The 19,429-nt window shown below is 56.8% G+C and carries 19 protein-coding genes; 2 read left to right on the top strand and 17 right to left on the bottom strand.

What is annotated here, in order from left to right; genetic code table 11:
* Positions 1-50 precede the first annotated feature (50 nt).
* Positions 51-431, top strand: coding sequence for a CBS domain-containing protein (locus PCAL_RS07845; protein ID WP_011850156.1), 381 nt, complete (start codon positions 51-53; stop codon positions 429-431).
* On the opposite strand, the gene PCAL_RS07850 is transcribed toward PCAL_RS07845, so the two are convergent.
* The 17 genes from PCAL_RS07850 to PCAL_RS11700 all read right to left on the bottom strand — a co-directional run bounded on the left by PCAL_RS07850 (position 428) and on the right by PCAL_RS11700 (position 18,919).
* Positions 428-1,000 (bottom strand): hypothetical protein, encoded by a 573-nt coding sequence (locus tag PCAL_RS07850; RefSeq protein ID WP_011850157.1) that lies wholly within the window; start codon positions 998-1,000, stop codon positions 428-430. The genes PCAL_RS07845 and PCAL_RS07850 overlap by 4 nt on opposite strands.
* Entirely contained in the window at positions 997-2,139 is a 1,143-nt protein-coding gene (locus PCAL_RS07855) for a glutamyl-tRNA reductase (RefSeq protein ID WP_011850158.1), read from the bottom strand. The genes PCAL_RS07850 and PCAL_RS07855 overlap by 4 nt, the downstream gene beginning before the upstream one ends.
* Positions 2,130-3,236, bottom strand: coding sequence for a cytochrome c biogenesis protein CcdA (locus PCAL_RS07860; protein WP_011850159.1), 1,107 nt, complete (start codon positions 3,234-3,236; stop codon positions 2,130-2,132). Before PCAL_RS07860 ends, PCAL_RS07855 begins: the two co-directional genes overlap by 10 nt.
* Entirely contained in the window at positions 3,233-3,772 is a 540-nt protein-coding gene (locus PCAL_RS07865; protein ID WP_193322621.1) for a hypothetical protein, read from the bottom strand. Before PCAL_RS07865 ends, PCAL_RS07860 begins: the two co-directional genes overlap by 4 nt.
* Positions 3,756-4,331, bottom strand: coding sequence for an ATP-binding cassette domain-containing protein (locus PCAL_RS07870; protein WP_011850161.1), 576 nt, complete (start codon positions 4,329-4,331; stop codon positions 3,756-3,758). Before PCAL_RS07870 ends, PCAL_RS07865 begins: the two co-directional genes overlap by 17 nt.
* A gap of 66 nt (positions 4,332-4,397) precedes the next feature.
* Positions 4,398-4,772, bottom strand: a complete 375-nt coding sequence (locus PCAL_RS07875) for a hypothetical protein (RefSeq protein ID WP_011850162.1) — start codon at positions 4,770-4,772, stop codon at positions 4,398-4,400.
* Positions 4,769-5,707, bottom strand: a complete 939-nt coding sequence (gene ccsA, locus PCAL_RS07880; protein WP_193322622.1) for a cytochrome c biogenesis protein CcsA — start codon at positions 5,705-5,707, stop codon at positions 4,769-4,771. Before ccsA (PCAL_RS07880) ends, PCAL_RS07875 begins: the two co-directional genes overlap by 4 nt.
* Before the next feature lie 55 nt (positions 5,708-5,762).
* A complete protein-coding gene (locus PCAL_RS07885) occupies positions 5,763-6,650 on the bottom strand; it encodes a hypothetical protein (protein ID WP_193322623.1) in 888 nt (295 codons plus the stop codon).
* Positions 6,651-7,161: 511 nt separating this feature from the next.
* Positions 7,162-9,741 (bottom strand): cytochrome c biogenesis protein CcsA, encoded by a 2,580-nt coding sequence (gene ccsA / locus PCAL_RS07890; protein WP_011850165.1) that lies wholly within the window; start codon positions 9,739-9,741, stop codon positions 7,162-7,164.
* Positions 9,742-9,759: 18 nt separating this feature from the next.
* Positions 9,760-11,076, bottom strand: a complete 1,317-nt coding sequence (locus PCAL_RS07895; RefSeq protein ID WP_011850166.1) for a hypothetical protein — start codon at positions 11,074-11,076, stop codon at positions 9,760-9,762.
* A gap of 27 nt (positions 11,077-11,103) precedes the next feature.
* Positions 11,104-11,901: a hypothetical protein gene (locus PCAL_RS07900; RefSeq protein ID WP_226951935.1), complete on the bottom strand. Its 798-nt coding sequence runs from the start codon at positions 11,899-11,901 to the stop codon at positions 11,104-11,106.
* 401 nt (positions 11,902-12,302) lie between these two features.
* A complete protein-coding gene (locus PCAL_RS07905) occupies positions 12,303-14,111 on the bottom strand; it encodes a hypothetical protein (RefSeq protein ID WP_011850168.1) in 1,809 nt (602 codons plus the stop codon).
* Positions 14,096-14,800, bottom strand: coding sequence for a cytochrome c3 family protein (locus PCAL_RS07910; protein ID WP_011850169.1), 705 nt, complete (start codon positions 14,798-14,800; stop codon positions 14,096-14,098). Before PCAL_RS07910 ends, PCAL_RS07905 begins: the two co-directional genes overlap by 16 nt.
* Entirely contained in the window at positions 14,793-16,415 is a 1,623-nt protein-coding gene (locus tag PCAL_RS07915; protein WP_193322624.1) for a hypothetical protein, read from the bottom strand. Before PCAL_RS07915 ends, PCAL_RS07910 begins: the two co-directional genes overlap by 8 nt.
* Before the next feature lie 53 nt (positions 16,416-16,468).
* Complete coding sequence (gene nrfD / locus PCAL_RS07920; protein WP_011850171.1) at positions 16,469-17,446, bottom strand: NrfD/PsrC family molybdoenzyme membrane anchor subunit; 978 nt, start codon at positions 17,444-17,446, stop codon at positions 16,469-16,471.
* Positions 17,446-18,132 carry a 4Fe-4S dicluster domain-containing protein gene (locus PCAL_RS07925; protein WP_193322625.1) on the bottom strand — a complete coding sequence of 229 codons (687 nt, stop codon included), beginning with the start codon at positions 18,130-18,132 and terminating at the stop codon, positions 17,446-17,448. Before PCAL_RS07925 ends, nrfD begins: the two co-directional genes overlap by 1 nt.
* Complete coding sequence (locus tag PCAL_RS11700) at positions 18,125-18,919, bottom strand: 4Fe-4S dicluster domain-containing protein (RefSeq protein ID WP_011850173.1); 795 nt, start codon at positions 18,917-18,919, stop codon at positions 18,125-18,127. Before PCAL_RS11700 ends, PCAL_RS07925 begins: the two co-directional genes overlap by 8 nt.
* 244 nt (positions 18,920-19,163) lie before the next feature.
* Here PCAL_RS11700 and PCAL_RS07935 point away from each other — a divergent pair, with 244 nt between their 5' ends.
* Positions 19,164-19,346 (top strand): hypothetical protein, encoded by a 183-nt coding sequence (locus PCAL_RS07935; protein ID WP_193322626.1) that lies wholly within the window; start codon positions 19,164-19,166, stop codon positions 19,344-19,346.
* Positions 19,347-19,429 lie beyond the last annotated feature (83 nt).

Consider the following 19,429-nt stretch of genomic DNA (forward strand, 5'->3'; position numbering starts at 1 on the left):
CCCTTTTCCCAAGAGAGAAATCTTTTTATCTACAAACTCCCAACTTACCTATGAAGTGTGGAGAAATTGCCTCTAGGCCTCCCATCACCATTACCCCAGACAAGACGCTGGAGGAGGCCGTAGAACTTCTCTCAAAACACGACGTTGGGATACTAGTGGTAGTGGATAGAGAAAACCCAAGGAAGCCCATCGGCGTGATATCGGAGAGAGACGTGGTAAGAGCCCTGGCCTGGAAGGCGCCTCTCACAGTCACCGTGAGAGAGGTCGCCACCACCGCGGGGCTCATATACGTCTATGTAGACGAGCCGCTGGAGGAGGCGGCCAAGAAGATGGAAAAACACCGCATAAGACATGTACTCGTGCTGGAAAGAAGCGGAGATCTATACGGCGTCATATCTATAAGAGACCTGCTTAAACACTGCAAACTCTAGCTGTTGCACTCTATCTCTGCTGTTATTACGTTTTTCTCCGTGGTGATTTTTGGCTGGCATTTCCATTGTCGTATGGCTTCTTCTGCGAATGTGGCTAGGCATTTTGCCGACTTTTCGCCGGGGGCTATGAAGACTATTCGCCACGTCTCTCCCCGGCGGGTGAAGCTTAGGCGGGCTGTGGGGAATAGGGCGAAGAACTGAGCCGCCGTCTGTACCAGCTCTGGGAAGGTGAGGCGGGCAGAGGCCAGTTGGCCAAACCTTGCCCCCATCTCTCTCAGCGCCTTAGCCACGTCTCCGTCTTCACACACTCCCCACTTCTCGGCAAAGAGCTCCAAAAGCGGAAGAGGCACGGGGACGACGTCGAAGGCAAGGGCAAGCTCCACCAGCCTAAACATCTCTAAACCCCTAGAAGGAGAAATACCACGACGAAAAAGCTCCACAGCAAGACGAAGAGAGTCTGAGGCTAGGCGTACTACGGAGTATCCTTGTATCTTTGCCATTTCAGAAAATTCGCGTGCCGCATCAGCCTCCACGGGCACTGTAGTTCGGCGGGTCTTTCCGTGTATCATGCGTAAGCAGACTTGAGAACTTGCAATAAGCCTTCGGCTACCGCAAGGTCTTTCACAGCAACTTCTTTTATGTAGTTCACCAGGGGCAGGAGAGTCCTCTTGACAGTCGACATGGCGGCAAGCCTGGCCGGCCCTCCCCCGGCCCTCTCCCCCTCCTCCTCAGCCACTGCAAACCACTTCTTCAGCAAGGCGGACATCTCCAACTCCACCCACCTCCTCCTAAGGACTTCCTCGAGACGCGCCACTTCCTCTTCCACAATTTTCTCTGCCTTGGACACCTCCTCAGCCCTCTGCCTATTAAACTCCTCAGCCAACTCTCTCAAGTGGTCCAGCGTAACAACCTCCACTGGCAGATTCGGCGCAGTGTTGCGGGGCACGCCCAAGTCTACCACTAGCTTAACCCTAGAGCCGGGGGGCACGTACACGACTACGGGCTCGAAGGAGGAGACGGCCGTGTAGACTACGTCGAACTCCCTGAGGCACCACTCCACGTTTTCGCTTGTGAGAGGCCTCACCTCTACGCCCAGGTCGGCGGCCTTCTCCACAGTGCGATTAACCACAGCCACCCGCCTCACCCCTGCGTCTATGAGCTCTTTAACAACTCCGCGGCCCACTGCCCCAGCCCCTATGACGCATACCGAGATCTCCCGCAGTGGAAGACGGCGGCTTAGATACACAATTGAGAGAGAGCCGAGACCTCTGGGCCCTCTAGAGATCCCCGTCTCTGTCCTCACCCGCTTCCCCACAGCCACGGCCCTCTCTACCACGGTCTTGAGAAGACCTCTGAGATTCCCCCTCCTCACTTGCGACTCGTAGGCCTCCTCCAGCTGGCCCAAGACGTCTGTCTCGCCTATGAGCATGGACTCAAGGCCGGCGGCCACTCTAAACAAATGCCTCGCCGCCTCAACGCCTCTGAACTCCGCCACTTTTTCAACGTAGGGACCGTAAGACCGCTTAATGTGTTCCGCTGGGCCAGCGTCGGCGTCGTATAGGTACACCTCAACCCTGTTACACGTGTGAAAGACAAAGGCTTGGACGTTGTAACAGGTCTTGTGCACATTTCTGGAAATTTCGGACAGCTCGTCCACACTGAGTCGCTTATGCGAAAGCGATAAGGCGTACAACTTGTCTACAAGCATAGCCCCAAGAAGTAGACCCCCGCCGCCACTGAGAGGACGCCGATTGCCACCTCGACCCACCTCCCGCCTTTTATGTACTTCGCCACTCCCCGCACCACGGCGTATACGGCTGCGGCGAGGCCTAGGCCGTAGAGCAGAAGCGCGGCAAAGAGGGCGAGGTAGTTCCCGGCAAGCGACGCCAGCGCCACCACTGTGGCAAACCCGGCGTAGGGGAGAATACAGGGAGTCCACACAGCGCCTAGAGAAAAGCCGAAGAGGAAGTCGCCGGCAGAGCCAAGCCGCTTAAAGGCGAAAGTCTGCAACCTAGAGACAGCGGCGGCGTATTTGACGCTCAGCCTCTCCACGAGGAGGACAGCCCCCAGCAGTAGCAGAGCCACCCCGCCCACCGCGAGAAAGACCTGCCTAGCATACGCAACTGCGCCTCCCACCGCCGCCACAGCCACGCCAACGGCGGCGTAGGACAAGACCATCCCCAGAAGCACCTTGGGCAAACTCCGCCGCGCAAAATGTGTCACGGCGGCGACGCCTAGCACTGGGAGAACGCAGGGAGAAAACGCGCTGGCGACGCCTAGCACAAACGCAGACAGCAAAGCGGCATACGGGAAGGCGTCGCCGCCCTCTTGCACGCCCTTGGGAGAGAGAAATTCCACAAACACACGCTTTAGGTCAACCCCAGGAGGCACGTCCGCCCCCGTCCAAAAGCCCAGTAGCCTAATCCTCCCGCCCTCCGCCACCCCTATTACCACCGTGGGCGTGCCCGGGATTAAAAAAGTCCTCTCACCCCTAACCACGTAGTATTTCACAACCCCGTGATCCACATACGCCACCTGCCCATCCACCACTACGTCAATGCCGCTTATACGCGCCCTAGATAAATCAAGGGTGTAGAGGCTGTACTTCGACATTAAGGCGGCGACTTCCCCATCTGAGAAAAGCGCCTCAAGCCTCTTACACTCCTCACACCCAGGCTGGTATATGTACAGCAGGAAGGTGCCGTTGACCTCGTAAGGCGACTCCACCTCTTGAAACACGAGAAGGCCCTTCTGCAGAGCTAAGGCCAAAGCGGCGAGAACTAAGACGAGCAGTACCTGCCTCATAGCCTATCCAACAGCCCCGCCACTACTATCCCTATCGCAGTTGTAAAAACTGCGGCAAGCCACGCCGGGGCCCCCTCTACCACCATCGCCAACGGGGGCAGGGCCAAGACTGCGGTCATTGCAGTAGCTGCGGGCGGGGGCAAGCCGCCGTATACCGCGAAGAGCGCCGCCAACGCGGCCAGAGTAGACATAAGAAACGCCGCCGCGGCGGCGAGTGGGGCGAGGGAGAGGTCAATGAAGAGGGAGGAGAGGGCCGTGGAGGCCATGGACAAGGCGCTTGTGACAACGAGTTTTGAGACGTAGACCCCGCTGTGCCCCGCGTAGTAGACAAGGCCCTCCAACACGCCGCGGTCCCAGTCTCTAATGACGTAGAGATACGCCGAGAGCTGCGAGGCCAAAAACGCCACGAGAAAGACTGCGTATCTCCCAGCGTAAGACCCCACTACCCCAGCCGCCAGAGAGGCCACGAAGAGAAACACAAGCTCCTCCACTCTCCTAGCCGCCGCCTTGAAGTCGGCCTTAACTACCTCCAGCATACTGAACATCCTCAATCCTGACCTCATGCCCAATCCCCAGGGGGAATGGGGAGGTGAGGAGGGCGGCCCCCCTCTCCTTCAACAAGTCTAACAACTCGCCTCTCGCCTCCTCGTCGAGGCCCGTGGTAGGCTCGTCGATTACGAGGTTGGGGGGGTCGGGGAGGAGGGCTCTCACCACGTCTACCCGCCTCCTCCACCCAAAGCTAAGCGCCTTGACAGGCTTGTCCAACACCTTGCAGACGCCCAGGGGACAGCCCACAAGCCTCCCGCCGGACAGCTTGGCAAAAAGCTTCAAGTTCTCTCGGACAGTGAGCTCTGGGTAGAGCATGGGCGTGTGGAATACCACGCCTAAGACGCTGGCGGGCACCCTGGGCCTTCTCCCGTCGACCAGCACCTCCCCCCGAGAGGGCTCCAACACCCCAGCAATGATTTTAACCAGGGTAGTTTTGCCAGAGCCGTTGGGTCCCACCAATGTGACAACGCTGTTAACTCGCATGTTTACCCCACGGAGGACCCAAAATCCTCCAAGCCTTTTCCACACGTCTCTAATCTCAATCATATACACGCCATATACAAAAATTCACACATTAAAGCCTTGCTATAACACTTGTACACTTAATATACACTATGACTTAACTGGGGCATAGTAGGCAGAGTGGCAACCCTTCAAAATTGTGGTTATGTTCAAGGTCTTGGTGGCTGGGTTGTAGAACCCCTCTACCACTACCTCGCCGCTGAATTGGAAAGAGGGACCCGCCAGCCTTACGACGGTGTCGTAGGGCACCACAGCCCTTATGGTAAAGCCGTCGCGGCCTCTGAGGATTAGGTAGATGTAGTCCCCCTCTCTCCCGTACTCCACAAGTTGGCCGGACACTCTCACCTTGCCTCCTGGGAAGTTCTTCAAGTCGGAGACGTCCTTGGGAGTTCCAACAAAGAGCGAGGCTATGCCCGCGGCCAAGAAGACTGCCACAAGGGCCCCCGCCACTACCCACCTATTCATAGCCTCTCCCGGAGCCAGAGTATAAAAGCCATTGTGGCGAAGTAAAGCGCGGCGTTTACATACGCGCTGAAGTGCCGCACCAGCTCCACCCCGCCGCCTGCCACAGCCACGAAGTTCTTGGGCAAAGTAGGCGTGCCGTTGAAAAAGGCGGGGCTTAACACTTGCCCAGGCGGCACGTTGAGCACCTGCCCGCTCTCTAACACAATAGACGTCTCAGTCACATTCACCACCCTCTGGGGTTGGTAGAGGAGCCAAGGGTAGAGGAGAGCCACTGCCACAACGAGGCCGGCTAAATACACGGCTGAGGTCCACCTCGCCGGCTTAACAAAGAGGAGGGTCAAGAAGATGGTCAAGATCAAGAGGATGCGCATGCCCATGTACTGCCCCAGGGGCCCCCCGAAGGTGGTGCCCGGCCTGGGGTGAAACGCCTGTGCCAAGACAGGCGCGAGGAGAGAGACAATTGCGAGGACAAAGCCCGCGATAACAAAAGACTGGGCAAGCTTTACGCTCCTCTCGGGGTCCTCGACCCCCCTCCTAATGGCTGGGTATAGGGAGTAAATCAGCGCGAGCACTAGGATAGACATCTGTCTGGGGTCTAGGGCGAGGGGCGTGCCCCAGCTCTCCGCCGCCCAGACGGTGCCGCTGACAAAGGCGTACCACCCCAGCGCCGCCACTGAGTAGGCCGAGAAGTCCATCCACTTGAGAGCCCGCTCTGAGAGACCCCTCCAAGCCCCCCACACCGCCAAGACAAAGGACAGAGCGGCCATGACGTAGAGGACAACCGCGGGCGGCACGTGGACGTAGACGTTTAAATACGCCGTGGGAGCCCCCAGCTCAGCCACAATAAGCGGAAACGGCCCCCAATTCACCAAATAAACCGCGGTAGCCACGTCTACCACTATTAAAACCGCCAGGAGAATACCCAAGGGAGACATGTGGACATAATACACGTCCATATTTAAGTCTATGTATACTAAGTGTACACAAAGACTAACGTTTATCCACGCGTCTATTTACCCACAGAGCCGCCAACCCGCCAACAAGCAAGACCACGGCGATCAGCCCCACTGGGCTAGGCCCCGCAGACGATTTAGCCACGACCTCTGAATACGCAGAGGGCTCCACAGCCCACGTCTGAACTTTAAACTGGTAGCCAATGGCATGCGCATTAGACACCCTACTGGGGTCTATGGAGAGAAAGTGGCAATTGAAGCAGGAGACCCAGACTCTACTAGGCCCAACGCCCAACGGCAGAGTAGAGACAAAGTCGTTTTTATAGGCGTCCCAAAGCCCCACCTCAATATTCCGCCCAGGCGTCTTAGCCGTGATATTACCCACCAGCGAGGCGACGCTCCCCGTGGCGTTGTACTGAGTATAAGCGCGGGCAAGTTTCACAATAGTGGGCGCCGTCTCTACCCCCGAGCCAGACCCCTCATACGTCCACAACCCCGCGAGCCACTGCCCCCCATACACATAGCCCACGTGAACCACCGAGTGACACCTACACCCCACACCCCAGTGCACACTAGTAGAAACCACAGACGCAATAGCCGAGTGACAAGAGCCACAGTACTTCCAAGCCTCGTCCCCACCATAGGTGTTGTGCGCCCAGACATTTTGCCTAACCGTGGGGTCATACACCGTCGACGGCTGGCCGTGACACGGCTGACAAGCATCAGGATGTTGCAAATACTGCGTAGGCGAAAGAGTCCTCTTCGTCGCATTAATGTAGCGGGCGACATCCCAAATGTTATACCCATGGAAGTGGCAGTTAAAACAGGAAAGCCAGCTCTCCTCCGCCACTGCCCCATAGGCACCGCCGAATTTGGCGGGCACAGAGGCTATGTCGCCCACCCACCAATCCCACAACACCACCACGGCCACATTAACTGTATACCCTCCACTGTACAACTGATTAACAAGCTGGCATACCTTGGGGGGACAGTTGCTGGGCGTCCGCGTACAGTTGCACCAAAGCTTCGCCTGTTTAAACACGAGAGGCGGGTCTACATAAGGCGGAGCGGCGACGGGAAGATAAGTCTCTACTAAAACCTCGCTAGGGTGTGTAGAACTGTGACGGTTGAGATTTACATGTATAACTGCGTGGCATGCACATTCACGCGCACGCGGCATAACAGGCACCCCAGCCACCCGCTTGCCGTTGCCGTCATGACATCCACAATACCTTCGGTCTTGGCGATGTCCGTAGGGCGGGGGCGAGAGGTAAAACGTGGCGCTGGATAATTTCGCGTGGGGGGCGCCGGCCACGTACTCCACATGACAGTTAAGACAGCCTCTATCTCGCTGTTCACTGTGGCAACTGTCGCAGTTCCCCACTTGAACCGACACGGCGAGGGTAAACACGGCTAGAGATAAGACTAGGACGAGCTTATTCATAGCGGGTTAAGTAGAACAGCAGTATTACTGCCGCCAACGAGGAGAGCCATAGGAGGTTCACCAGCGGCACCGTCTTTACGCTTATGTGTATTTCGCTCTGCGTCGGCGTGTATTGGTGGACTAACGTGGCGAGCTCTAGTAGGGCTGTCAAAAAGGTGGTGGCGAAGCTCTGGGGGTCGGCGTTGGAGAGGAGGTTTATGTTGTACCCCGCCGCGGCGAGGGCCAATAGCTTGAGGCTCTCCCGCGGGTTAAGCGTCTTACACACCTGCGATAGGTAGTAAATCATGGGCTCTGGATATGTGGCAAACTCCCCCTGGACGTATGGAGTGAAGACAGCTATGTAAACATCGTCGAGCCCGCGGGGCACAGTGACAACCGCCGATACTAGGCCGTGTATGCCAGACACCTCCCCGTTTATGGCGTATCTAACCACGGCCTCCAGCCTCCTGCCATCTACCGCCAACACAGTCTTGGAGAAGGCCTCGGCGGGGACCGCCTTCGGGACGTCGGAGAAGGTGTGGGCAGCTCTCACGTCTGACAAGAGGTCGAGGTAGGGGGTTTGTAATAGGCCGTAGAGGGGGGTGCCCGGCGTCATAGTCATGTAGTACAAAGTCAAGTTCATGTCAAGCGGCATGGGCACAGCCCTCCTCACGCCCCCCACTTCCACCACGGCAGACATTGGGATTAGGGCGCCACCGCTGGACACTAAAGTCCCCGTGACGTTGACCACGGCGTCCCCCGCCTTAAACACAAGCGGCTTCTCCACTGTCATTGTCTGATTCACCGGGGAGTTGCCCCATATGTACAACATGAGGGCCAGCCCCCCAGCCCCGCCGTGTGCCACATACGCCCCCACAGACGCGTTTTCCACGAAGTAGACGTTGTCCCCCGCCTCAATGCGGAGGTCGCCCACATGCACAGGCTTTTTGACTAGCGCAAAGAGGTAGGACAAGGCGGGGTCTCCCTCGACGCGCCGCCTCCCCTCCTCTATAAAAGGCCTAGCCTGACTCACAAGGGAGCCCGCCGACAATAGGCCATACTGGGCGTATTGATACACGGAGTTTCCCCTATACACCGTGTAGATGTCGACCTTGTCGGCGGAGAGACCGAGTTGGTAGTCCTCCACTCTTATGGAGACGCCGGCCACTTTAGCCTCTGCGCCTGGCTCCACGTAGAGGTCTAGGAAATACGCCCTGCTGTACGCGTGAGGCAGACTGTACACCGCGGCTACGAAGAAGAGGAGGAGGAAGAGGTGGAGTATCCTCAACACAGACGTCCTCCCCCTAGCCCTATACGCCGAGTATAAAATTACCCCGGCCCCCATGGCCGCCCAGACCAAGGCGGCTCCCACCGCGGCGTTTGTAAGCGGGTGCGACTTCGGCGAGAAGGGGACCGCCCCCACATAGGCGGCCGCGGCCAAGGCGCCGCTGGCCACGGCCCCCACGGCGACGTAGAGGAGGAGCGTTTTGCCGCCCCTCTCTAGGTATATCAGCGGCGAGAACATGAGCGTTATCAACACCAGCAGATAGAGGGCGGGGTTGTAGAACCACATCCCGTCGTCCATCTGCGGCGGCGCCGTGTTTAAGCCAAAGGCCACCCCCAGCGAGGGGACTAGGAGAGAGCCGTAGAGAAAGACCCCCGCCGTGAATATGGAGAGGAAAGTCAACATCTTGCCCCAGTTTTCCACAGCCCACTTAGCCACGAGGAGGTGGCGGAGGGCCATAAGCAGAAAGGCCAGGGAGAGGGCTAGGAGGAGGTAGCCGCCTGCGCCAGGCGAGGCAAAGCCGTGGAGGGGGCTCATCCCCGTGCGAGTGACAAAGAGGGCTAGAAACACCGAGCCCGCCGCCAAGAGGAAAGAGGCCTTTTTCACGTCGCTAAGCGCCTTGGGGGCGTGGAGGGCGGCGGCAGCCACGACGAAGACCATGAGCTGGGCAGTCTCCACGGGGTCCCACGCCCAGTACCCACCCCAGCCAAAAGTGACATAGCTCCAGTACCCACCTACCACAAGCCCCGCGAAGAGGAAGGCCAGCGCCGCATAGGCAAGACGCCTCAGTCCAACGGCCTCGACGTAGGCCAAGGCGAGAGACGTGGCAAAAACTCCCGCATACCCTAAAAAGACCAGCGGCGGGTGGATAGAGACCCAGAAGCTCTTAAGCAGTGGGTTTATGCCCCCGCCCACAGTGGCCTCCTGCAGAGTGTCAAACGGCCCGTAGAAGTATGCCGACGCGCCTAAGAGGAGGAGCACCGCCGCCGCGGCCCTCGCCACCTTCAAAGGGGCGCCAGCCCTATGCACAAGGAAAATGAAAACCCCCAAGAAGAAAGACAAGAGGAGGAGGCTAGACCCAGTCCCAGCCCACGACGCAGAAAGCCTCAGCCACCAGTCCGCCCCCACGTTAGTGTTCTTAGCCACCTCGAGGAGAGAGAAGTCCTGGGCCAAAAACGACGCGGCGTAGTAAAGCCAAGAGGCGGCCAACAACGCGGTGGCCGCCGCCAGCAAGCGGACTCTCCCAGTGACAACAAACGCCAGGTAGACAACCAGAGCTATTGCAAAGACGAAGCCAGTTGGATGCATATGCGCCTCTACACAGAACTATTTATGCCTAGCTATACAACGTGTACACTTAATATACAGTGGAACCACAGGAATTAGTAGAACAAAAAACCAGAGAAGCGAAAAGAGGAGTAGGTTGGGGTAGACCGCGATGTCTGCCACAATTGAAACCTTCAGCCCCCCGCACTCCCTGCCGAGGAGAGCAGAGAGTCTACACAGCTGGTATGAGAAGTACACCTCGTCTCCCAGCCAAAACCTCGCCACCACCACGTGTGGAAAGAGGTAGGCAGTGACCGTATACGACTCCGCCTTGGCCATTGAAAAGTCCACGGACAGGGGTATTGAGTACTCCCCCACGCCTTTTATTACCACGTCGAAAACCCCCGCCCCCCGCTCGCCCTCTACGCCAAACGTGGCCCCCTTCAATGCCACATATCTGCCATCTGCCGCAGCCAGAGAGCCGTCTGGCGCCACGTCGAGGGGGCCCAACTTCCCCGAAAAAGTGGCGGGGGGAGGCAGGAGGAGGGGGGAGAAGTAGATCAACGCCACCGCGGCCGCGGCAAAGGCCAGGAGAGATGCCCTGGGCAAAGAGGCGGCGAGGAGAACTGCGAAGGGCAACACAGCCGAGAGGAGAGGCGCAAGCGAAGGCGGGGAGAAGTAGACGGCCAAGAGGTAGACCCCCGCCGCCATGGCCAACCCCCCAGCAAACCTCCTAGGCGAGGCGGCCAGAGAGGCCACTGCCACGGAGGCCGCGGCGAGGGCCAACAAGTACCTCCCCCCGACGAATTCCCCCGGCGAGCCTGTGAAAAGCCTAAAAAGCCCCCAGCCCAGCCAAAGCGCAGTCAAGCCGGTGAGCACCACGGCCCATTTCCCATTGCCCCTATCGACGGGAGAAAAGACGAGGGGGACTAGGGCGAGGGAGAGGGCCGGGGCCAGAGGCCAGCGGCCAAAAGGCGAGTCAAACAGCAGGACGACGGACTGCAAAACCAGCGAGGTGGCGCCCAGCAGGTAGGCCAGCCTCCCCCCTCCAGCCCTCCACCCGGCCCACGCCAAGAGGGCGACGTAGCCGAAGTAGGGGCTTAACACGTCGATGGGCTGCCCAGCCGCTATATACCCCGCCGAGGTAACGGCGATGCCCCCCGCCGTGAGTAGATACCCATGCCGCCAGAACACAATGGCGGAGAGGAATAGGGCAAGAGAAAGCGCGAGGAGAAGCGACAAAAACTGCCCCGACCCCCCCGCCGCCCACACCACGAAAAGCAACGCGGCGTAGAGAGAGAGAAACCACCTAAAACCCCTGGCAAAAACCGCCAAGGCGAGAGAGAAAAGAGCTAGGAAAGGGAGGGGGTCAGGCACGGGGAGAAAAAGGGAGGGGGTTTATTTTTACTGTGCCCTCCTCCTCAGCGCCAAGAAGGCGCCTCCAAGCAACGTGGCAGTGGCCAAGAGGGCGACTAGCGACAAGTTAGGCGCCACGCCGCCGCCAGCCGCCTGAGCCGCCGGCATCACAATCTTGTGCGGGTCAGTGAGAGAGTTAAGCACATCGGCGGGTATGCCTATCTTCCACACGCCGCCCACCTCCATCACCTTAGCCGTGCCAAGCTGACCCTGGTAGACGAAGTGGCAGTTGAAACACGCAGCAACGCCTGGGTTAACGGCCACTGGCAAGTAGTAGGGAGCTCTTGAATATGGCGCATATGGAGCTACCAATATGAAGTCGCCAGTGTGTATGTCAAATACGCCCATGACAATAGTCTCGCCATTAGGCGCCTCCTCAGTCAACGGATGCGTCCTGACACTGGGGTTCTTCAGCACGGCGCCAGATGCAGTACCCCACTCATAGCGGAATATACCAGCTTGCTCTAAAGCACTGAAGAAGTCTGTCTCAAGGAAGTCGGCAGCAGAGCTCTTTGCTTTTACTGTGCCGTTGGCATACTTATCGTAGCCTACAAGTAGCGCCTTTACCGTAACCTCGCCCTTGCTCTCTAGAAGTTGCATCAACGACGTCGGCGCATTACCACTGAATGTGTATGTGCCTTCTGGCGTACCTTTGAAACATATGTACACGTTCCGGAAGTCTAGAGTGGGCTTGGCGCCGAAATAGCCCGGCGTAGCGGTAGATAATCTGGGCACATAGAAGTATATACATGCAGTGTAGCCGTCTGTTGGATTGCCGTAGCCCACGTGTGCTACTGCGTGACACGCACATCCATACGAGTTCAGAAGACCGGAGTGCACATTACCGGGGCCGCTATTAATAGAGTTCCAAATAGCTACGTGGCAGTTTATACACTTTTTCCATACGTCTGTACCCTTGAGTACTTGGTGGCTCCAGACACACTCCTGCTGGCTTGGGTCACAAGCGCCAGCGGCCGGCCCGCTAGTTAGTCCGGAGAGGGCTTGGCTGTTGGCCGTTCCTGTCGAGTTTGAGTGGCAGGAGATGCAGTTTGTTGGGTGGTTGTATGAATAGGGCGGGCCGTACGTTGCTGCTACGAATACTGCTAGTAGTAGTAGCGTTGTAATTAGCGCGGGGAATTTCTTCATGTGAGATGAGAAATTTTTGGGTATTTAAACTTTTGTATTTGTCAAGTACTTTTTTTATGTTTTTTGTACACTCTGTATTTTGTGTGTACATTTTGTATTCGGCGTAGGGCTGGGAATAGGAGTGGGGCTAGGGCGACTAGCGCGGGGGCGTAGGGCGGCTCTTCTTGGCGTTGTGGAGGCTTGGGTAGCGCCGTGACTTGGGCGTGGGGCTGGGCGGGGGCTTGGCTCCAGTTGGCCCACCTCTCTGCTATTTGACAAGCGTGTACTCTCGCCAAGTAGAGTAACTTGGTCTCGTTTAGGGGAGCCGCGGCGGCTATGGCCAAGTTTTCTCGTAATGAGACTTGGCCGTCTGGTCTTACGACGTGGCTCAGCGCGTCTAGGTAGTGTAGGTATTTTACGTCTGTGGTGTTGGGGAAGGCTGGGTGTAGGGCGAAGTAGGTGAGGGCGTAGGCCAACGCCTCTATGTAGTAGCCCAGGGCCGCCTTGTAGTTTCCCTGTCTCATTGCTATTTCGCCTCTGGCGTAGTTGAGGGCGGCGTTTCCCACGAGTTGTGGAGATATTATGTCTGTGGCTTTTGAGTACATGTCGGCGTATCTCACTGCCTGTTCTACATATCTGCGGAGGCTCGCCGCAGCCTTCTCTATGTCGTATGGCTCAGCGCTGTGTGTATAGTAGAGGAGGGATTTCCATAGGTAGTAGACTGCTTGTGCATATTTGTACGCGGCCTGCGCGGCGCTGTCTATAAAGCCCATTTTGTAATAGGCATAGTCGAGTCCAGCGTCTCGCATGTAGACCTGGGCCGTGTGTATATACATGTGGGCGTATGCCATGTCGCACAGCGGCGCCGTGTTGTTAGCCACAGCGTCTGCGAGCTCAAGCAAGGCGGCTAGGTATGTGGCTATCTCTACCTCGGCCCCCTGTGGGTCTGTCAGCATCCTCACGTAGAAGTACGGCGTGGCCGCCTCTGCTATTGCGCGGGGGAGGGCCTCTGTGGCGAGGTCAGTGTTGTTCTTTGCCACTTGTACATAGGCCAGGGCTTGGGCGGCGCCTCGCCTTAGCACATCTGCGTACTGTGGGTAAAGCGCCGCGAGGCGGAGGGTCTTGTTTACAAAGAGGAGGGCCTCTTTTTCAACTGCGTCTATTGGCGTGGCGCTGTTTAAGACGGTCTCGGCGGCTTGGCCCAGCCTCTCTAGATTCGCCGTGAGGTTGTAGGCGGCCCCCGCGGCGATGGCTACGGCTTGGTATATGTTGCCCACTTCTTCTACTGGCACTATCTCGGCCAGGGGGAGGGGCCTCCTCTCTACTCTCTCTACCAAGGCGCCGTAGACGCCGTAGAGCTTGGGCTTCCACACTATTTTGTAGTCGTAGTGTTGGAGGACTGGGTATACGAAGAGTTTGAAGCCGTACTGCCTGGCGCCCTGGGCCTTTTCCACGAGGCCTCCCACGAAGTCTACTACGCCGCCGGGGGCCAGAGTCCCCGTGTAGATGATCGACGCGTTGAGGGGGGTGTGCGTTATTGCGCTGTACGCCGCCACTGCCACTGTCAGCGATAGGCTTGTCCCCACTAGGGCCCGCGAGGCGTTTAGCGGGTTTATCACCACGGTGTAGTTTAGGGCGAGGGGGTCGACTCCCGCCGCTATTGCGGCTTCCCAACACGCCGAGATTGTGGAGTAGTAGAAGGTTAAGTCGTAGTAGTCTAGGCCCTTGATTTCAACGGTGCCGTTGCCTGGCCCCACGTACACCGCCACTTGGACTGGCACTGCCCTTCCGTCGTAGATGGCTAGCCCATACGCCGTCCCCTGGCCGTAGGCCAAGGCGGCTAGTAGGAGGAGGACTAGCGCCCGTGGCATCTGGCGCAGTCTAGGAAGTCGGCTGGGCTAAAGCCCATGGCTCTGGGCCCGTGGCACCCTATGCATGGGACTCCCTTGCCTGCGCCTATTTGGCAGTCTGGCCCTATTGGGACATACCACCTGGACCACGGACTGTGGCACTCTAGGCATACCTCGTATTTGCCCATGTCTACTTGGGCCCAGGCGGAGTCGTGGAAGACCATGTGGGTGTTTAACACTTTGTTGTAGTCGTGGCAGGTCTGACATCTGGCGCTTGTGGTGGCGGAGTCGTGGGGGTTGTGGCAGAGGGTGCAGCTCTTTAGCCTGTCTGCCAGCTGGGCGTGCGCCTCGTGGATGTTTAACTGGGAGAAGGACTGGGCTGTGTGGCAGGTGAGACACTGGTCGAACATGGGCTGGGCGTATCGCGCCGCTATTTGTTGGGGAGTTGGGTTTTCCACTGCTTGTACGTAGATCCAGCGGAGTAGGTCTATGGAGTGGCAGGTGGCGCAGGAGGTTCCCCCATGCGGCGTATTTTTAATGTTGGCGATGAAGGGGAGCATGTTGTGGCAGGTGGCGCACACGGCCGATGACCCGGGGTCGTACCTCAAGTACAGCCAAAAGCCGACTCCGGCGACCACCGCCGCGGCTAACAACAGCAGTGCCACAGTCCTGGGAGTAAGCGCCTTTCTCAGCCGCTGTAGCCTACCCATGGCCCGCCAGCCTCCTTATTAAAATTGCAAGTATGGCAATGAACGGAAAAATCGCCGCCGTCAACACGTCTCGCGTCTCTTTGGGGGCTAGCTGGGGGTTTTGTGGTAGAGTTAGTACATACGCGTACCCCGACTCTACTTTGAAGGCGGCGAGGTTGTCGCCATAGAGGTAGAAGACGAGGTAGACGTAGTCGCCGGGGGGCATTGGCAAGAGGTATCTAAGTCTCACTGTGCCGTTTATGTACCCGGCGTAGCGGCCAGAGTTTGTGGAATTGAAAAGCGTCGTGGGCGGCAACGGGATGAGAACCCCGCTTTTGTTCATTAGTAGGATTGGCCATAGCGCCGTCTGTCTTAGGGGGTCTCTAGGCCTCGCTGTCACGTTCATTTCGACGTAGGCCGCCACGGCGTTGGGGAGGCGGGGTATTTCCAGTCTCATGAGGGGCTGCGGCTGTGTTAGCTGTATGGAGTAGTAGTGGGGCACCACTAGGGGTGTCTTTTTCTCCAGTGTAATGGGCTGGGCGGGTACTTGGGGCAGTTGTACCACGCCTTTTTTAACTACGCCGGGGCCTGTGTATACGACTGTGACATTTCCGCCTGCCGTGGCCTCCAGCGGCAAGAGGCGTATTGTCAACAGACTGGGCTTGGCCACCTCTGCAAAGAGCGTGGCTGAGAGCGCGTGTTCTAGGGCGAGCCCCTCTGGCGACACTGTGTCGTTTAATAACACGTCGTATTGTACTCCCAGCGCCGTCTGTCTAATGCCCACTACTACTCCGGCCAGCGTCCTGTATTCCACCGTGGGCGGCTGTATTGATATAGGCCCGGTGTAGTTCATGGGGTATATGGCGTAGCGGTTTTGAGGCCCGGCTATCTCCACTTTGAAGTATGTGACGTTGCCCCACGCCTTTGACGGCTCTAGGAGTATCTCTCCGCCGCCGCTTAAGTCCTTCTCCACGGTGACGTTGCCCACGTTCAGCGTTACTTTTACCTGTATGTACTTGGCTAAGTAGTAGTAATAGGGCTGGTACGCTATTCTCAGGGCCTTAGACCTATTGAAGCAGTACCATGAGACTATTTTTAGAAGGCCTATGTCTCCCCCGTATTTCCCGGCTAGGTCTATTTGAAGCCAGTTGCAGAGGTCTACCACCCGCGTTTTGACGTTGAAGGCTAGGGCGCGCCACTCGGGGGTAAAGACTAGGCTTTGCCCAGCCCTCTTGGCCGCCTCTGCTATGTCTAGGTAGTACACGTCTTTTACCACGCCGCCGCGGGTCACCACTATGAAAGTGGCATTTAAGAACTCCACCGCTGTTTCCTCGCCTGCGCACGCGTCCATGAGGGTTTGGCTGAGGGACAACGTGGCAGTGTTCTGCGGGTTTTGGAAAACGTAGTGCATCGTCTTCTCCCCCTTCGCTCCGCAGTTGAAGCGTAGGTGTAAGACGGCTATTGTGTAGACGTCTTCGCCTAGGTGTTGAGATAGGGCGGTGTTGTTTACCTTGACTGCAACTACTACGTCTGTTACTATGGTGAGCGTGGTCTTGTTTACTACTTCTACCTCGATGCCTGGCGCCACTGTTATGGCTATGGCGAAAGGGGCAATAAGTAGAACGAGGTATTTCATGTGTCTGAATTTTGTAAAATTATTTAAGCACATGTATTCAAGTTGTACACTTGTTATAATGGTTCTGGAATTCCAGCGTATACCACTAGCGTTCTTAGGGCTAGTGCGCCGAAGAGGCCGGCGACGCATCCTGCGTAAGTTAACTTGGGGCTGTGCCTAATTTTTGACAGCGCGGCTGTGGCGAGGGGGGTTACGATTCCGAGGCCGATTACGAAGACCCAGAAGATCGGCGCTAGCTCGCCCCACAGCACTGCGTGTGCGCTTTCTCTTGCCGCGAATGAGGCGGAGTTTAGGGCGTTGTAGAGGAAGAGGAATATCACGGCGACTTCGCCTATTTCAAATAAGACGCCGTATTTCTCAGTGGTGTGTACTAGGTGTTCTCTGTCTAAGTGGTACATTCTTATGAGGGCTAAGGCCCCCGCCGTGGCGCTGAATATCCATATGGTGGGTATGCCGGGGATTCCCCAGAGCGTCGTGTTCCAAAACGGCACTGCCTTTGCTTCAGATATTAAAAAGCCGCTGTACAACGTCACCAATACTCCGATGGCCATTGCTAGGTAGTAGTACCACCTCTGTGCCAGTAGCCACGTGGCGATTTTGTCTAAGAGGGCTAGTAGTGGCGCGAGGGGCTTTGCCAAAGGCTGTGGGAGCGCGGCTTGGATTCGTCTTACTAGGTAGGGGAGTGCCCATATGGCCACTACGAGAAGCGCCAGTATTAACATGACTATGCCGAGTGCCATCCAGGAAAATCGCAACTCCCCCCTTAGGAATGGGAAGAGGAAGTTGTATCTAAGCTCTAGGAAGGAGTTCAACATGGCGAACATCATGACTGTGGGTGGTCTTGAGAGATCTCCCATTACGAAGAGGAGGGCAAGTATGATCGAGGCCAGTAGCACGTAGGTCAGCGTCTCGTACCGTAGCTCCTCTCCCCTTAGCTTGAAAATTGACATGGCCACCATCCCCATGCCGACTAGCCCGGCGAAGAATAGGAAGGGGCCTATTAAGAAGGCGTCCCAATACTCCTGAAACATTACTCCTCCACGATGAAGAACTTGGGCTTAGTGTTTTTCTCTGGCATTAGTACGTAGACCCGCTTGGCGGCGGCCAGCCTCTTTGAGATTGAGGAGTTGGGGTCGTTTATGTCGCCGAAGTCTCTTGCCCCCACTGGGCAGAAGGCGACGCAGGCGGGGAGCCCCCCACTCTTTACCCGTTGGATGCACCAAGTGCACTTGGAGGGCGTGCCTTCTTTATTTATCCACCTGGCGTCGTAGGGGCACGAAGATATGCAGTACTTACAGCCGACGCAGAGGTTGTAGTCCACTAGCACAATGCCCCCGTCTTTATCGACGTAGGAGGCGCCAGTGGGGCAGTTGCGGACGCAAGGCGCATCTTCGCAGTGTTGACACTGTATAAATATAAAGCGCGGCAAATCTCCGTGCTCTGTTTCAACTATTTTTGTATTTGCCTGAGGCCACCCCCACGACGCGTTTGGAGACTTGTCTCTTCCATAGTTTACCGCGTTGCAGGCAGCCACACAGGCTCCACAGAAGATGCACTTGGAAACGCTCCAGAGGAAGGCGTACTTTTTGCCTTGGCCGTCTTTGACTTGGCCCACTTCTACTGGCTGTAGTTTTAGCCCCTTGGCGTTGCTTTTCGACGGCAACAAGGATAGTGCAGCTAGAGCCACTGGCAATGTGAGAAATTGGCGCCTATTCATGGCCCCCCTCGCCACTCTTCTCCTCGATGCGCGACTGGCGCCAGCCCACTAAGGCCATGATCGCCACGGCGGCTGCGGCCGCCTCTATGCCTAAGTAGCTGATTGGCGGGAGAGAGCCTCTTTCTAGTGGGAATGAGAGAATTCTCTTAGTCTCCTCGGGGTCTTTCTTTCTTGCGACGTCGGTTAAAAAGGCGGAGAAGGCCTTCTCGTCGCTATACACGTACACCCAATGTGTGAGCTCTATGCCGTAGGTTTTCCGCCCCTTTTTCTCCTCTTTTCTTGCCTGGGCGTATATCTCCGATATGGGGCCGAATTTTAACGCGCCTGTTGGACAAGCCTCTACGCAAGCGGGCGGCTTGCCCTCCGCCGCTCTATCCACGCAGAGGTCGCATTTTCTATACCGTCTATCTGCTCCTTGTCTAGGTACTCCGTATGGGCAAACAGCGGCGCATCTCCCACAGCCTATGCACTTGTCTGTCTGAATAACCACGGCGCCGTACTCTGTGACAATGTGGGCGTCCACTGGGCATACCAAGGCACACACCGCCGAGTAGCAGTGGAAACATCTGTAAAGCATTGGGACGCTGGCATATTGCCTAAGTGAGAGCCAGTTAGTCGCAGTGAGAGAGGAAGGGGAAAAAGTTTTTGACCGTAGCTCATATGCTGTGCCATTTCTAATTTTACACGCCTCTACACACTTTCCACAGCCAGTGCATTTATCCACGTCGAATAATATGCCATACTCCTTCCGCGGATTAGGCCACGACACTGGAGTCAGTTTGACCACGTAAAAGCTTCTTTTATGTTTATTTAAACCATTCTATTACAAATGTACACTTGGTATACATTGTGTACACTACGAGTAGTGGCACTGTGTACATGGCCTACCTGTTATATCAGGCGGCGTAAGCTGTAGATGACAGGTAAGACAAGTCTTGCCCTCTACCACGCCTTGTAGACAGGGAGCTGCCGGGGGTACATAGGCGTGTGAATTTGGCGAGTGGCATTTGCCGCACATCTCTACGCTGAATGTGAAGGGGCTATTGTGCATTTGCATATGCTTTTCCACTGTGGGGAGGTATGGGTGGCAATTGGCGCAGGACTGGGGGAGGAAGTTTTCGATGTGGATGGCGTGGCACACGCTACATGTATTAGTGGTATTAACTACTGCAAGGTGGGCGGTGTGTATGTACAACTTCTGTGGATTTGTGTGACATTCTAGACAGGGCTCATATAGGCCTTTGTGTGGATAATACTTATTGAATACGTCGAGGGAATTTGGGCGAGATGTCAAGTA

The sequence above is a fragment of the Pyrobaculum calidifontis JCM 11548 genome (genome assembly GCF_000015805.1).
Taxonomy (GTDB): domain Archaea; phylum Thermoproteota; class Thermoprotei; order Thermoproteales; family Thermoproteaceae; genus Pyrobaculum; species Pyrobaculum calidifontis.